Genomic DNA, 13,407 nt, shown 5'->3' on the forward strand with positions numbered 1-13,407 from the left:
AACCCCGCCAGCACCCCGTCCCACTCCTCAACCAACCCCACCCCAAGCTCAGCCATACCCCAACTCAACCACAAACAAGTGCGATTGCAGTACTAAGCGTCAGTTGACCTCCGTCGGGCTGGAGCGGAGCCGGAGCCCCGGCCTGCGTGCAACCATGAGCCCGAGCGCTTCGCGACCGACACAAGGGAGGGAACGTGGGCAGCACTACGTCCGCCAAATGGTCCGGCTGGCGCAGCCGAATTGTCGAGATACCGGGTGCGGGAGGCGGGAGGCCGGTCCTCTTGGAGTTCCGCGCCGGCCTCACCACGAGCTTCAGCCTGTCGACCGTGCGCGAGGGTCCCCATCATCAGCGGGCCCACCACACGCTCGTCACCATTGGCCGGACCGGGCCGTCACACATCGTCCTGCCGGCCGACTGCAACGCCCTCGCCATCTGGCGAGTCGTGGCGGGAAGCGAGGGCGCCAGTGGCCTGGGCCGGTGGAAGGTGCGCATCGTGGACAGCGACGCGCTGCCTCAGCTCCCGAGCAGAACAGCCCAGGGAAACGGAACCCAGACCTTCGGCTATTTCAGCCCCAAGCCGTACTTCGAGTACGCGCCGGTTGTGCACTACGACTTCATCGACTCCCCCGGCACCATCATCTACACACCGGCCAACGGTGGGAAGCAGCTGATCCGCTCCACCTCCGCTGTCGACCAGAAAGGCACCCTGCGCCTTCCGCAGCACGGATACGTCACCTTGTCCGAACACGGCAAGTGGCGAATCTCGGTGACCTGACCCCACTGATTTGAGCGCTCTCCCTTCTGATCGGATGGCGAGTCGAGGGTGACGACGGCTCGGACGACCGAGGTGATCCGGGTGGTGCTGCAACGGAGCTTCCGCAGGACCCACCAGCTTTTCAGGATCGCTATGGCGCGTTCGCCGAGGCTGCGGATCTTGGCATGATCCCGGTTGTGACGCCGACGCCAGCCGCACAGATTCCTGCCCCGAAACGGAACACGGATGCCTGAACTCGCACCCTGATACGCCTTGTCCGCTCAGCACTTGATGCCGTCGGCGGTCAAAGCGGCCGGGATGCCGTGCGTCTGGGCCGCGGCCAGGTCGTGCGTGGCTCCCGGCAGTGCGTCCGATACCCAGATCAGGCGTCCGGCCGGGTCGGCGAGAACCTGCACGTTCATGCCGTGGTGCTTCATCTTCCCCGAGTAGTACGGACGGTCGGCAGCGATGCGGTCGATCGGTAGGAGCGTGCCGTCGAGGATCACGTACGCCTTCCTGCGGACCCTGTCCATGGCCTGCTCCAGCGTCGGAGCCAGCGGTGCCAGGAGATCGACGGCCTCGTATGTAGCGGTAGACCGCCGCGGTCCCGATGCGGAAACCCGCCGCGAGGCCGGCGTAGGTGTCACCGCAACGCAGGTGCGCGAGGACGAGCAGGGCCTGCCGGCCACAGGTATGGCGGCGCCAGCGGGGACCGATCCGACGCCGGTGAAGCGCGAGTAGACCGGCAAGACGCTGCAGGGTGCAGCTGGACGGATCGATGACAGACGGGTAGGCAAATGAGGGCACGGCCGACCCCACGACCGCGTATGGCGGTGCGGGTCTGAACATGGTGGAGGGTGCCCCAGTGTGCAATCAGCGTGAACGGGTCGCGACGGACGTTGAGCCAGGCTGCGAGATTCGGGTAGCGGTGCGCGGCACGGTCAGCGGCCGCACGGCGGCGGGAGGCGACGGACGTGAGAGCGCAGCGATAGCGACGCGGCGGCGGCATGTGTCCGAGGCTGGCGCCTCCCAGGTCGCCAAGGCCGTCCGTGCTTTCGGACGCGGCGAGCTCGGCACGTCTTCCGCCGTTGACCACCACCACAGCCGAACTCCCGGCAAGGGATGTCTTCGTCCGGCCGACCGTAGCCGCACGAATGGGCGTTCTGGCCGCGGAACCGTTTGACGTCGTCCCGGCCCCCGGAACACCGGTTCACCGACCAGGGCCGCTTCGGCACGCTGGCTACGCCTCCGGAGGGCTTACCGCGCCGTGATCACGGCGGCTGCCGCTGCTGCGGGCTCCGAGGGAGCCACCGCTACAGGAGGAGCGGCACTCCGGGCGGAGCCCCTGCCGCCCATACGGCAGCCGACGCAGTCCGGATGTCCGTACCTCGCCGAGGCGTCCCGCACCTTCCAGGACCACTCCTCGGCTGGACGCGGTCCGCTGGGCTTGCCCCAGCCCGCGAGGTGGAGCGCCCAGGTGACAACAGCCGCCGCGCCGAGGATCGCCGCGCCCACCAGTACGAGCGGGAGCGATACGGCGACGACGGACAGCCCCGTGACGCAGAGGCCGACGAGGCCGATCGCCGTGCCGGTCCAGCCGGCCACGGTGTGGCCGAGGTCGACGTCTCCGTGTGCACTCATGTCTCGCCTTCCGTAACCGGAGATACGCTTCCAGCAAGGGAAGTTTGTCTCACGACGTAAGTTACTTAGAGCGTAAGGGAAAATTTCGGTGGATGGCAAGCGACGTCCTCCCGCTACGGCAGAGCAGGCACACGCCCAGATGGATCGCCTCATCGCGCTGGGCATCGTCGCTCAGCACGACGTCGCCCAGAAACTGGGCCTGAACGTCACTGATCTCACCTGTCTCGGGTTCATCCTGGAAGGGGAAGCGGCGGGGGAACCCCTCAGCGCCGGTGACCTGGCCCAGCGGGCGAACCTGACGACAGGGGCCATCACCGGTGTCATCAACCGGCTGGAGCGCGCCGGGTACGCCCATCGAAGGAGTGACCCGGGCGACCGCAGGCGCGTTCGTGTCGTCGCCGATGTGACGGCAGCGCCGCGGCTGCACGAGGTGTACGAGGGCAACTACCGCCGGGTCGGCGCACTGTTCGCCAGCTATTCGAGTGATGAGATCGCGGTGCTGTCCGACTGGCTCACTCGTGCGACCGACATCATGCGCGCTTCTCTGGAGGAAGTACGCTCCAACATGACGGACTGAAGCCCAGGGCTGTCCCGGCTTCGATACCCCGGAGGACCGCGGGCGAAGACGATTCCCGTACGCCGGCCTCGCTCGGCAAGCGGGACGCCTGGCATGCGCTGCCGTACGTCCGGACGGGCATGGTGACTCGGCGGCCGGCCGGCCGAACTGGCTGCGCGCAGCGGAAGTCCGCTGAACCGGATGGCATCGCCCGTACGCGACAGCCGTGGTCGTGTACCTCTGCGTGGGGGCCTTCGCCCGTCGAGGTGGTCCGCGAGCAACCCACTGACGTCCGTCGGAACGGCGCGACGACGCGGCGTCACGGCGAACGGCGGAACGGCGGGACCGGCACGGCGGCCGCTCGGCGGCCAGCGGTACGCACAGCGACGCTCGGCGGCCGGACGGGCGGTGGCGCGGCCTGGAGACGGAGGACAGCGCCCCCGTGCAGAGGCCGGGACCGCGCCACCGACAGCGGCCCGGCCGCCGGACAACTGCCGGGGCGGGGCGCAGGCGGTGACGGGGCAGGGGGAACGTGGAGTGGCCCCCGGTGCCCTTGGCCAGCCGGCCGTGCGTTGGTTTGCAGACAAGAGGGGTTGCGCCGTGCGAAGGTCAGTGGCAGACGCTCGCGTCAAGGCGTTGGCCTCATCATTTGCGACGGGACCTTTTCAGCACTCCAGGGAGCAGCAGGGCCACGACGATAGCCACTGCCACAGCTGCGACCACGAGGGCCGTGCCCTTGCCCACTCCGAGAACGGAGAGTAGGAAACCCAGAATTGCGCAGAGGGCGAGTGCGATGACCATCTTGTTCCGCTGTCGCTCCATGGCATCTCCTGTTGATCAGTCCGACAACGAGTTCACTGCTTGCCCGGTGGCATAGCCGATTCCTATGGCGCCACCGGCAGCGGTGCCGAGGGCGGCGCCTGGTTCCTGCTCCTGGTGCGCATCCAGCCGCCGCCGTGACGATGCACCCGATTGTGGTTCCCGCCGTGGCGCCACCAACATCCGAGAACCAGTCCTTGACGCTGTACAGGCCGGTCGGGTCGGTGTTGTCGATGGGGTCGCCCGCGGCGTAGAGGTAGGGGTCGGTCTCCTGGCCGGAGGGGTCGGGCTGCGCGAAGCGGGCGGTGTTGGGGTCGTGGTAGCGGGCGCCCATCTCGTACGGCCCGGTCGGATCGCCGTACTCGCCGGCGTGGCGGTAGGGCTGGGGGATGGTTCCGGTGATGTTGCGGGCGCGGAATGGGTGGCGGTCCGGGCCGGGTGGTCAAGGCGTCCCACATGGTCGATGAGGTGTTCCGGCTGCGGAGGGAGCAGCTGGACCTGATCGCCGCGCCCCGCCTTCCGAGGCCCCGGCCCTCGTACGAGGACCGTATTCCGACAACTGCCTGCCTGGCCGCCGCGAGACGCCTTCTGGCACGATCGGGGTGTGCAGGAGCCCTACCGCTACCCGCCCGTGGAAGCCGACCGTATCGACCCGTTGGACGGTGAGGGCGATGGAGAGACGGCGCCGTACCTGATTTTCGGCTGGCGCCGGACCTCGTACGCGTTCGCCGATCCTGACAAGGACTACGGCGGACATCTGGTCCAGTGGATTCCCATGGGCTACATGGTTCTCCGCCACGCTCAGAAGGTGGCCGTGTACAGGGACGGCGAGAGGGTGCGGGAGTGGCCGGTACCGCAGGGCGAGACGCTCGGGGTACCGCCGCGCAGCATGTCGAGTGATCCTTACATCGATGCTCTGCCGAGCACGTCGGCCGCCTCCCACACAGCATGGCAGCGCACCGCGTGCGGGTACCTGGTCATGACACCGTCCATACCGGACAGGAAGCCTCAGGATCCCTACGATCGGGCCGAGGCCTTGGCCATGACGGCCGAGGCCTCACGGACGGAGGGCCTGGCGGCGCTCTGGTACGTCTACCGGGCCGAGAACTGGCACTGACCGGCGGCAGTCACAAGTTCGGGTCGGCCGCGCAGGGCGGGACCTCGACGCCCACCTCGGCGAAGGGCCGCAGGAGCACGTGGTAGTGCTCCTGGGCGAGCCTTTCCCGGCAGTGAACCGCCCGTGCGGCAATGACGTACGCGGACTTGGCGCCCGAGAGCAGGCCGGAACGGAACGCGTTGAGTTCGTCGGCACGCGGAAGCAGGGTCGAGCCGACCACCGCCTGCAACTCGGACTCGTGCGCGGCGGAGAGCTTGAGCGCGCGGCTCGCCTCACGGCCGCCCTGGCCGCGGAGGCGCACCATGCCGTCGTAGACGACGGCGAGCGCGTCGGGGGTCAGCTTCGCCGCTGTCCCGATGAACCCGGTGGTCACCGCATCCAGCATGTGCTCCTCCTCGTACCTGAACCGGCAGAAGGAGCAGCCTATCTTCCACTGCTGCGCCGGGTCGCCGGCTCCCGGACAAACCTGTCGCACGGAAGGACTTGCCCAGCCCGGACGTGGTCCTCAACGGCTGGCTCAGGCTTGCCCAGCCGCCGGCTCCCACAGCGAGTGGGCGAGCCCGGTCCCGTCGCAGTGGAAGCACCGGCCTTACCGGGCCGGACGTCGGGCAGCCCCCTTCGTGGTCGGGACGTGCCCGGAACCGCGGCGCTGCCAGAACGCCCCGGGCGGCCCGGAATCCTGAAGTTGGAGCAGGCCGCTGGAGCGGTGCGGCCGCTGGAGCGGCCGGGTCAGGCGGGCTCGGGCGTGGTAGGGAGGCGGGCGTTCATCGCGGCTTCAGTGCTTTGGTAGGACGGCATGACGGTGCTCAAACCGGTGAGATCGAGCATTCGGGACAGGCGGTCGGGAACCGCGGCCAGGGTCAGGGAGCCGTTCGCGGTCATCGCGCAGCGCATGATGCCGATCAGGGCGTTGAAGCCGGAGGAGTCGCAGAAGGTGATCCCGGCCAGGTCCAGGATCAGGTGCGGGTGTCCTCGGGCGATGACGTCCAGTGCTCCTTCGCGCAAGGCGGGAGCGGTCTGGGTGTCGATCTCTCCGCCGATGCAGAGGGTCGCCAGGTGCCCGTCGGTGTGGGTGGTGGTGAGGACGAGGCCGTCGGTCACGGGTCAGCGCTCCTGGTCAGCGCGGGTGGCGCCAGCGACGGGCGCGGCCAGGGTGCGGGCCGTCGATGCGGCGGCCGACTGCTCAGTGGCCGGTGCCGGGGGTACGGACAGCGCGAGTAGGGCGATGTCGTCACCGGTCCCGGTGGGCAGGTCGGTGATGAGCGCGATGGTGTCTTCGACCAGGCGGCCGGCGTCCGGGCTGGTGCGGGTGGTGAGGAAGGCGGCCACGCCTTCCTCACCCAGCATGGTCCCGTCCGGCAGGCGGGCCTCGGTGAGCCCGTCGGTGTAGAGCAGCAGGCCGTGGCCCGGGGCGAGGTGGAAGGTGTGGGAGGCGAACCGGGCTCCTTCCAGTGCGCCCACGAGCATTCCGCCCCTGGGCCGTATCTGGTTCACCGCCATCGCGCCGTCGTCCCCGAGGTGCATGTGGAAGGCGGGGGGATGGCCTCCCGTGGCCACGGCCACGGTGAACCCGCCGCCCGGGGCCGGCTGCAGGGTGCCGAAGAAGCAGGTGCAGTACCGGCTGCCCAGCGAGGGATCGAGCAGCAGGGCGCTGTTGAGGGCGTCGAGGACTTCGGTGGGATCGTCGTGGTGCTGGGCAGCTGCGCGCAGGGTGTAGCGGGTCAGCGAGGTGACGGCTGCGGCTTCGGCGCCCTTGCCGCACACGTCCCCGAGGAACAACGCCCAGCGCTGTCCGCCCAGGGAGAAGACATCGTAGAAGTCACCGCCGACGTCCCGGGGCGAGTCGGTCTGGTAATGGCAGGCCAGCTCCAGCCCCGGAACAGGCGGCAGCGCGGGAGGCAACAAGGTGCGCTGGAGGGTGGTGGCGAACGCGGTGATCGCCTCGGTGTCCCGCTCGGCCCGGGCCCGCGCCTCCTCCTCCGCCTTGCGGCGTTCCTGCTCCTCGCGCAGCAGCCGCAGACCCGAAAGCCGCAGCTCCATGGCGTCCAGAACCACCGCGGCCAGGTCGGCCAATGTCGCGGTGTCGGCCTCGGTGATCAGACGCGGTTTGGTATCCAGGATGTTGACCGTGCCCAGCCGGTGTCCGTCGGCGGTGATGATCGGCGCCGCCGCGTAGAACCGCACCCCCAGAGGACCGGTGACCAGCGGATTGGTGCACGCGGTCGGATCCGAAAGGGTGTCGGGGATCACCAGCGCGTCATCGCGTAGGATCGCCGACCCGCACAGGCCCGGGTCCCGGCCAATCTGCGCGACCCCTTCCAGGCCATGAATGGCCTTGAACCAGATCCGGTCGGCATCGACAATCGTGACGCTGGCCACGGGGACATCGAACAGCCGGGCTGCCATCGCCGCAACCCTGTCGAACGCCCCGTCGGGCGGGGTATCCAGGATGTCGTAGCGGCGCACCGCCTCCATCCGCGCCGCCTCCACCCCGGCCGGCGGTACCCGCCTCAACCGCGACTCACCCGGCGAAGCCTCGGGGGCGCCTGACATCGCTCAGCTCCAATTCTCCACGACGGAACCGGCCCCAGCGCCCAGTCCTCCGCCACCGACCCTACGACAGCAGCGCAACCCGCCTCCGCCTCCGCACATCAACCACTCATCCACGCTGTATCGCCACATGAACACGCCCACATCCAGCAATCTTCATGGAGGGGGCGACGGTCGAGGCCGGGCTGCTCGGCCATGTTGTCGGGGTTGGGCGGCCGGGGCGGGAAGCGCCGCTCCAGGATCTCCGCCCACTCGTGGAGAACGACGAAGCCGGTGGTGCCGGCCTGCGCCTGGACCAGTTCGGTCAGCGCGTCGATGAACGGCTGAGCAGGTGTGCCCGGCGGCATCGCGGCGGCGGCAAGGAACAGAACGACTGGGCCAAGGGCGTCTTCCCGGCCGCCCACGAACGACTGAAGCCGGCCACCGCGATGCCGGGGCCTTCGCCGGGACGACGCCCACCGCCGTCGCCGGTGCATCGTGGCTCGCGGCCGGCGACATCGCACGGGCCGCTGCGCGTCCCCCACCACGAGTGACTCTCCGGAAAACACCGAAGGCAAGGAGAGAGATCTCCTTGCCTCTCCCAAGGTATAGCGCATCGGGGGGCTTGCGGCAAGGCCCCCGTCAGGGCGCAGAATCGGCGGCCAAGGCCACAACCTGCAGAAACGGGGACACGAGGTGCGTGTGTTGGATATGAGGACCTGCACGGGCGGCGGTTCGGCAGCGCTGGAGACGCTGCCGAACCGAGCTGCAGATGCAGGACGACGGACCACGGCCGCGTCGGGGGTGTCGCGATGACCGAGCAGTTCGTGCGGGACCTCCAGGATGTCGACGAGACACAGGTCGCCGTCGTCGGCGGCAAAGGCGCGCACCTGGGCACGCTGTCGCGGATCGAAGGCGTCAGCGTGCCGGACGGGTTCTGTGTGACGACTGACGCCTTCCGGCGGATCGTGGCGGAAGCGCCGTCGGTCGGGGACCGCATCGATCAGCTGTCGCTGCTGAACCCGGACGACCGGGAGGCGGTCCGAAGCCTCAGCGCGCAGGTCCGCCGGACCATCGAGGAGATCACCATCCCGGGCGATCTCGCGTCGGCGGTCACCGCCGCGCTCGCCCGGTTCGGCGAACGGGCCGCCTACGCGGTCCGGTCCAGCGCGACGGCGGAAGACCTGCCGACGGCGTCGTTCGCCGGCCAGCAGGACACGTACCTGAACGTCGTGGGGCCGGAGGTGATCCTCCGGCACGTCAGCCGCTGCTGGGCCTCGCTGTTCACCGAGCGGGCCGTGACCTACCGCCAGCGGAACGGCATCGACCACCGCACGGTCGACATGGCCGTGGTCGTGCAGCAGATGGTCTTCTCCGAGGCGGCCGGGATCCTGTTCACCGCCGATCCGGTCACGGGCAACCGGAAGGTCGCCACCGTGGACGCCGGCTTCGGGCTGGGCGAGGCCCTGGTCTCCGGCCTGGTGAACCCGGACGTCTTCAAGGTGCGAGACGGCCAGGTCGTCGCCAGGACGATCGCCGCCAAAGAGCGAGCCGTGCGCGCACTGCCGGACGGTGGCACGCAGACGAGGGCCGTCGACTCGCGGCAGCAGGAGCAGCCGGCGCTGACGGACGCACAGGTCGTGCGGCTGGTACAGCTCGGGCGCCGGATCGAGGCTCACTTCGGCAGCCCGCAGGACATCGAATGGTGCCTGGCCGATGACGGCTTCCAGATCGTGCAGAGCCGGCCGATCACGACGCTGTTCCCGATCCCGGAGACCGACGACCAGGAGAATCACGTCTACGTCTCCGTCGGCCATCAGCAGATGATGACCGACCCCATGAAGCCCCTGGGGCTCTCCTTGTGGAAGCTGACGGCCATGGCGCCGATGCGCGATGCCGGCGGGAGGCTCTTCGTGGACGCCACCCGCGCGCTGTCCTCGCCCGCGAGCCGCGCCAATCTCATGGATCTGGTGGGGAGGTCCGATCCTTTGACCAGGGACGCCCTGGAGACGGTCCTCGACCGGGACGACTTCGTCCCCTCACTGCCGGACCCGGAGCCCGGCGGCCGTCCCGTCGGCGGCGCGTCCGCCCCGATCGAGACCGACCCGGCCGTCGTCACCCGGCTCATCGAGCGCAGCGAGAAGTCCGTCGCCGCCCTGCGGCGCGACATCGCAGCGAAGAGCGGGCCGGCGCTGTTCGACTTCCTGCTGGAGGCCTTCGAGGAGCACAAGCGGGTTCTCACCGATCCGCTGAGTTTCCAGGCGATCATGGCGGGGATGGAGTCCACGTGGTGGCTCAACGACAAACTGCACGAGTGGCTGGGCGAGAAGAACGCGGCTGACACTCTTACGCTGTCCGCCCCCGGCAACATCACGTCGGAGATGGGGCTGGAGCTGCTCGACGTCGCGGACGTGATCCGTCGCCATCCGGAGGTGGTGGCATTCCTGCAGACCGTCGAGGACGACAGCTTCCTCGACGAGCTGGCGAAGCTCCCGGGCGGGCCCGAAGCGCGCGACGCCATCGCGGCCTACCTCGACCGGTACGGCATGCGCTGCGCCGGAGAGATCGACATCACACGGCCCCGCTGGCGTGAACGCCCCAGCACGCTCGTCCCCGCGATCCTCGACAACGTCAGGAACTTCCAACCGGGCGCGGCCGGGCGGCGCTTCGAGGAAGGCCGGCAGAAGGCGCTCAAGAAGGAACAGGAAGTGCTGACCCGCCTGCGGGCCCTGCCCGACGGGGAGAGCAAGGCGGACGAGACCAAGAAGATGATCGACCGGGTCCGGACCTTCATCGGCTACCGGGAGTACCCCAAGTACGGCATCATCAGCCGCTACTTCGTCTACAAGCAGGCCTTGATGGCGGAGGCCGAGCGTCTCGCGCAGGGCGGCGTGCTCCGCGACAAGGAGGACATCTTCTACCTCACCTTCCAGGAGCTCCACGACGTCGTGCGTTCGAAGCGGGCCGACGACCAGCTCATCCAGCAGCGCAAGGAGGCGTTCCGGTTCTACCACGCGCTCACACCGCCCCGCGTCCTCACCTCGGAGGGCGAGACCGTCAACGGCGCCTACCGACGCGACGACGTGCCGGCCGGTGCCCTGGTCGGCCTGCCGGTTTCCGGCGGGACCATCGAGGGGCGGGCCCGCGTCATCCTGGACATGGCGCAAGCCGATCTCGAACCGGGCGACATCCTGGTCACGGCCTTCACGGATCCCAGTTGGTCACCCCTGTTCGTCGGCATAGCGGGCTTGGTGACGGAGGTGGGCGGCCTGATGACCCACGGCGCGGTGATCGCCCGGGAGTACGGCTTGCCGGCCGTCGTCGGCGTGGAGCATGCCACCCGCTCGATCCAGGACGGCCAGCGTATCCGCGTACACGGAACCGACGGGTACATCGAGATCCTGCCTTGACCGGTCCCGCCGGGAGGACGCTTCCGTAGGTTCCGCCAGGGTGGCCACCGCATCGGACAGGGCGGTGCCCGTGGACCCGCGGGACAGCGGCGGGTGACGGCGGACGGACGGTGAAACGGGCGCGAGGGCACCCCGGCACCGGCCACAAGGCCGCGGCGAAGCGGCCGGCCCGGCAGGACGACGGCACAGCGGCGGACCTGGCGGGGCGGCAGCCGGACGGTCCGGGCCGTCCGGACGCCACCGGCCGAAGCCACGGCAGCGCGGCACCGTGGTTCGCGGGACGACGGTGGGACTGTGGCGGCGGGATGGCAGGGGCGGAGTGCCGGGGCCCGGGCGAGCGGCAGCCCCGGCCGGCGGCGGGCGGCCCGCCGGGGCAGAGGACGAGGCCGGGGCCCGACCGAGCAGGGCCGCGGCAGGGCCGGCACGTGACGGCACCGCACGACGCCGGAACGGCGGCAGCACGGCGCCACGCCGTAGCCGTCTCAGCCCTGCCGCGTACGGCCGCTCGGCCGGAGCGGCAGGCCGGTATCACCGGCTGCGCGGAATCGTTCCGGAGCCGGAGAGGTGTCCGTCGGGCCGGCGATCAGAGCACTGCCGCCAGGGTGGCGAGTGAGGCCCGGGCGGGGGCCCGGCCGGGATGAGCACGGCGCGGGTGATACCGGAGGCGCACAGGTCGTCCAGGCGGTCGCGGACGTGTTCGGCCGTGCCGGCCAGAGCGAGTTGCTCCACCCACGGATCGGGCATGGCCTGTGCGAATGCCTGTGCGCTCTCGCTGCCGCGGCGCAGCTTGGCGAGTTCGTCGTAGAACCCGAGCGGCACGATGTGAGGTTTCCAGTCGGTATCGCCCAGGGCCTTCAGTGCCGGACGTACGGCGGCCAGGGCGGCACGGGGGTCGTTGTCGACCGCGGCGATGTTGTAGGCGGTGATCTGTTGGGGGCGCTGGGGTGCGATGCTGCGCAAGGCCTGGCGGACGTATGGGGGTGTGACCGGTTCGGCGAGCAGGGTTCCGTCGGCTGTTTCGCCGGAGACGGCCAGTGATTTGGGGCCGCGGACGCCGGCGAAGATCGCGGGGGCTGTTCGGGCACCGCCGAGGGGTGCAGACGCGGCCCGTCAAGGCGGATGTAGCGTCCGTCCGTGTGGACCGGCTCGCCGGTCAGGAATGTTCTGAGGGCGCTGATGTACTCGCGCAGCAGCGTCAGTGAGTGGGAGGGAAGCCGGGTGGCAGAGAGATACCGCGTGGAGTGGACCTACGAGGGCAGCTCGATGGCGTCGTACGGCACCTACGATCTTGTCGGCGCCGAACGTTACCGGGCCAGGGTCATGGAGGACCCGATAGCGGAGGACGTCCGGATCGTCGAGGCCGAGCCCGAGTAACGGGCGTGGAGGCGCGGCATCGGCCGGCGCCTGAGAGTCGCAGTGGCAGGTCACGTTCATACCGGACGTGCTTGGCCACCACCGCACTGCCCGCCCCGGGCGGCCTGGTCTCGCGCCGCTGCGTCACGTCCGTCGCGTCGCCCTTCGCGGCGCGCCTTTGGGACCGGCTGCGGGAAGGGGTTCGGCCATTTGTGGGGTGCACATGGTGTCGGACGTGGTCGGCAGAGTGGAAACGATCCGGCAACAGCGTGCCGGGTGCGCCCCGAGATGGTGACCGCGCCGCCCACGGTTTTGGTTGTGCCGCGGTCGTCGGCGGTGGCACGAGGGCACCTCTTTCGTCCGCTCGGCGAGGTTGCGGACGGGACCGTGTGCCCGCTACTCACCTGGCTTCTGTGCGGTCGCCTCGTCAGGCTCGCGCCGGAAGCGCTCGACAGGAGTGCGCCTGCCCTGGCGGAAAGCCGCGAGACCGGCATCGAAACCCACCGCGGACCCCACGAACAGAACCGACTCGTCGCATCCCACGAAGATGCTTCCTCCACCCCGAACGCCGGCCGGCCACACACAGATCCCGAGTCCGTCGGGCAACTCCCGTACCGTGAACGCGCCGGCAGTGCCGAGGTTCCCGAACAGCGCGGCTGCTACGCGTGTCAGGCGATGGACATCCATGTCGCGCTCCCTCTGCTCAACCCGGAACGTACCTTCTCACGCGGGCGAGGCAGACCGCCTGACGGCCCCCACCTGCTCGGCCCCCGCCCTCAATCTTCCGCATACTGAAGAAGGAGCCTGACTTGGATGCCGTCACAGCTCGGTTCATAGCAACCATCGCGGTGCTGCCGCCTGAAACGCTCGCCGCCGCGTTCGACCACGCCCTCGGTGTGCGCCGGCAGGGCGGCCGTGCGGCAAGCCGGGCCCGTACACAACCGTCGGAGTCGCTGTCCCCCGCCACGACGCCCCTTCATGCTCCAGTCGCACTTCGGGACCTGGTTCGACGGGCATGGAAAGTCGAGGGTCTGAGGTGTTGTGGAGGCGGGGTGGGATGAACGAGGAACCTTGCCCCCTGGTCCTGGACACGGGCTGAGCGGCTTGGGCCAGGGTGGTTGATGTTGTGTCGAGTGCTGTCTCGTAGGTGAGGAAACCGCACTGTCCGAGGCTGGAGAGGCGGCGGCAGGTGTTGCGGTGGTGGAGCCAGCGGCACAGGTCGAGGCG

11 protein-coding genes and 3 pseudogenes are annotated in these 13,407 nt (G+C 69.6%); 6 read left to right on the forward strand and 8 right to left on the reverse strand.

The features are described from left to right. Window positions 1-281: 281 nt before the first annotated feature. Window positions 282-776, forward strand: a complete 495-nt coding sequence (locus tag AC07DW_RS22035) for a hypothetical protein (RefSeq protein ID WP_478859376.1) — start codon at window positions 282-284, stop codon at window positions 774-776. 44 nt (window positions 777-820) lie between these two features. On the opposite strand, the pseudogene AC07DW_RS22040 reads toward AC07DW_RS22035, so the two are convergent. Both AC07DW_RS22040 and AC07DW_RS22045 read right to left on the reverse strand, forming a co-directional pair. After that, window positions 821-1,604: pseudogene (locus tag AC07DW_RS22040) on the reverse strand (transposase family protein); the annotation flags it as partial. A 408-nt stretch (window positions 1,605-2,012) separates the two neighbouring features. Beyond that, complete coding sequence (locus AC07DW_RS22045) at window positions 2,013-2,396, reverse strand: HGxxPAAW family protein (protein WP_478859377.1); 384 nt, start codon at window positions 2,394-2,396, stop codon at window positions 2,013-2,015. Between the two features lie 88 nt (window positions 2,397-2,484). Here AC07DW_RS22045 and AC07DW_RS22050 point away from each other — a divergent pair, with 88 nt between their 5' ends. Further along, a complete protein-coding gene (locus AC07DW_RS22050) occupies window positions 2,485-2,973 on the forward strand; it encodes a MarR family transcriptional regulator (RefSeq protein ID WP_478859378.1) in 489 nt (162 codons plus the stop codon). 624 nt (window positions 2,974-3,597) lie between these two features. On the opposite strand, the gene AC07DW_RS22055 is transcribed toward AC07DW_RS22050, so the two are convergent. Further along, window positions 3,598-3,774 (reverse strand): hypothetical protein, encoded by a 177-nt coding sequence (locus tag AC07DW_RS22055; RefSeq protein ID WP_478859379.1) that lies wholly within the window; start codon window positions 3,772-3,774, stop codon window positions 3,598-3,600. A gap of 217 nt (window positions 3,775-3,991) precedes the next feature. Beyond that, a pseudogene (locus AC07DW_RS22060) lies at window positions 3,992-4,174 on the reverse strand (RHS repeat-associated core domain-containing protein); the annotation flags it as partial. 201 nt (window positions 4,175-4,375) lie between these two features. Here AC07DW_RS22060 and AC07DW_RS22065 point away from each other — a divergent pair. Then, the gene (locus tag AC07DW_RS22065) at window positions 4,376-4,888 is read left to right on the forward strand and encodes a hypothetical protein (protein ID WP_478859380.1); all 513 of its coding nucleotides are present in this window, start codon (window positions 4,376-4,378) and stop codon (window positions 4,886-4,888) included. A gap of 10 nt (window positions 4,889-4,898) precedes the next feature. Here AC07DW_RS22065 and AC07DW_RS22070 read toward each other — a convergent pair whose 3' ends face one another. From AC07DW_RS22070 to AC07DW_RS22080, 3 genes are all read right to left on the reverse strand, one after another. After that, window positions 4,899-5,273, reverse strand: a complete 375-nt coding sequence (locus AC07DW_RS22070) for a hypothetical protein (RefSeq protein WP_478859381.1) — start codon at window positions 5,271-5,273, stop codon at window positions 4,899-4,901. Window positions 5,274-5,617: 344 nt separating this feature from the next. Next, window positions 5,618-5,989: an STAS domain-containing protein gene (locus AC07DW_RS22075; protein WP_478859382.1), complete on the reverse strand. Its 372-nt coding sequence runs from the start codon at window positions 5,987-5,989 to the stop codon at window positions 5,618-5,620. A gap of 3 nt (window positions 5,990-5,992) precedes the next feature. Further along, window positions 5,993-7,363: a PP2C family protein-serine/threonine phosphatase gene (locus tag AC07DW_RS22080; protein WP_478859383.1), complete on the reverse strand. Its 1,371-nt coding sequence runs from the start codon at window positions 7,361-7,363 to the stop codon at window positions 5,993-5,995. Window positions 7,364-7,692: 329 nt separating this feature from the next. On the opposite strand from AC07DW_RS22080, the gene AC07DW_RS22085 reads away from it, so the two are divergent. Both AC07DW_RS22085 and rph read left to right on the forward strand, forming a co-directional pair. Beyond that, the gene (locus tag AC07DW_RS22085) at window positions 7,693-7,971 is read left to right on the forward strand and encodes a hypothetical protein (protein WP_478859384.1); all 279 of its coding nucleotides are present in this window, start codon (window positions 7,693-7,695) and stop codon (window positions 7,969-7,971) included. A 258-nt stretch (window positions 7,972-8,229) separates the two neighbouring features. Continuing rightward, a complete protein-coding gene (gene rph / locus AC07DW_RS22090) occupies window positions 8,230-10,827 on the forward strand; it encodes a rifamycin-inactivating phosphotransferase (protein WP_478859385.1) in 2,598 nt (865 codons plus the stop codon). A gap of 528 nt (window positions 10,828-11,355) precedes the next feature. Here rph and AC07DW_RS22095 read toward each other — a convergent pair. Beyond that, window positions 11,356-11,895: pseudogene (locus tag AC07DW_RS22095) on the reverse strand (LLM class flavin-dependent oxidoreductase); the annotation flags it as partial. Window positions 11,896-12,045: 150 nt separating this feature from the next. On the opposite strand from AC07DW_RS22095, the gene AC07DW_RS22100 reads away from it, so the two are divergent. Then, window positions 12,046-12,201 carry a hypothetical protein gene (locus AC07DW_RS22100; protein WP_478859386.1) on the forward strand — a complete coding sequence of 52 codons (156 nt, stop codon included), beginning with the start codon at window positions 12,046-12,048 and terminating at the stop codon, window positions 12,199-12,201. Window positions 12,202-13,407 lie beyond the last annotated feature (1,206 nt).

This window comes from Streptomyces sp. NPDC045701 (genome assembly GCF_056432045.1).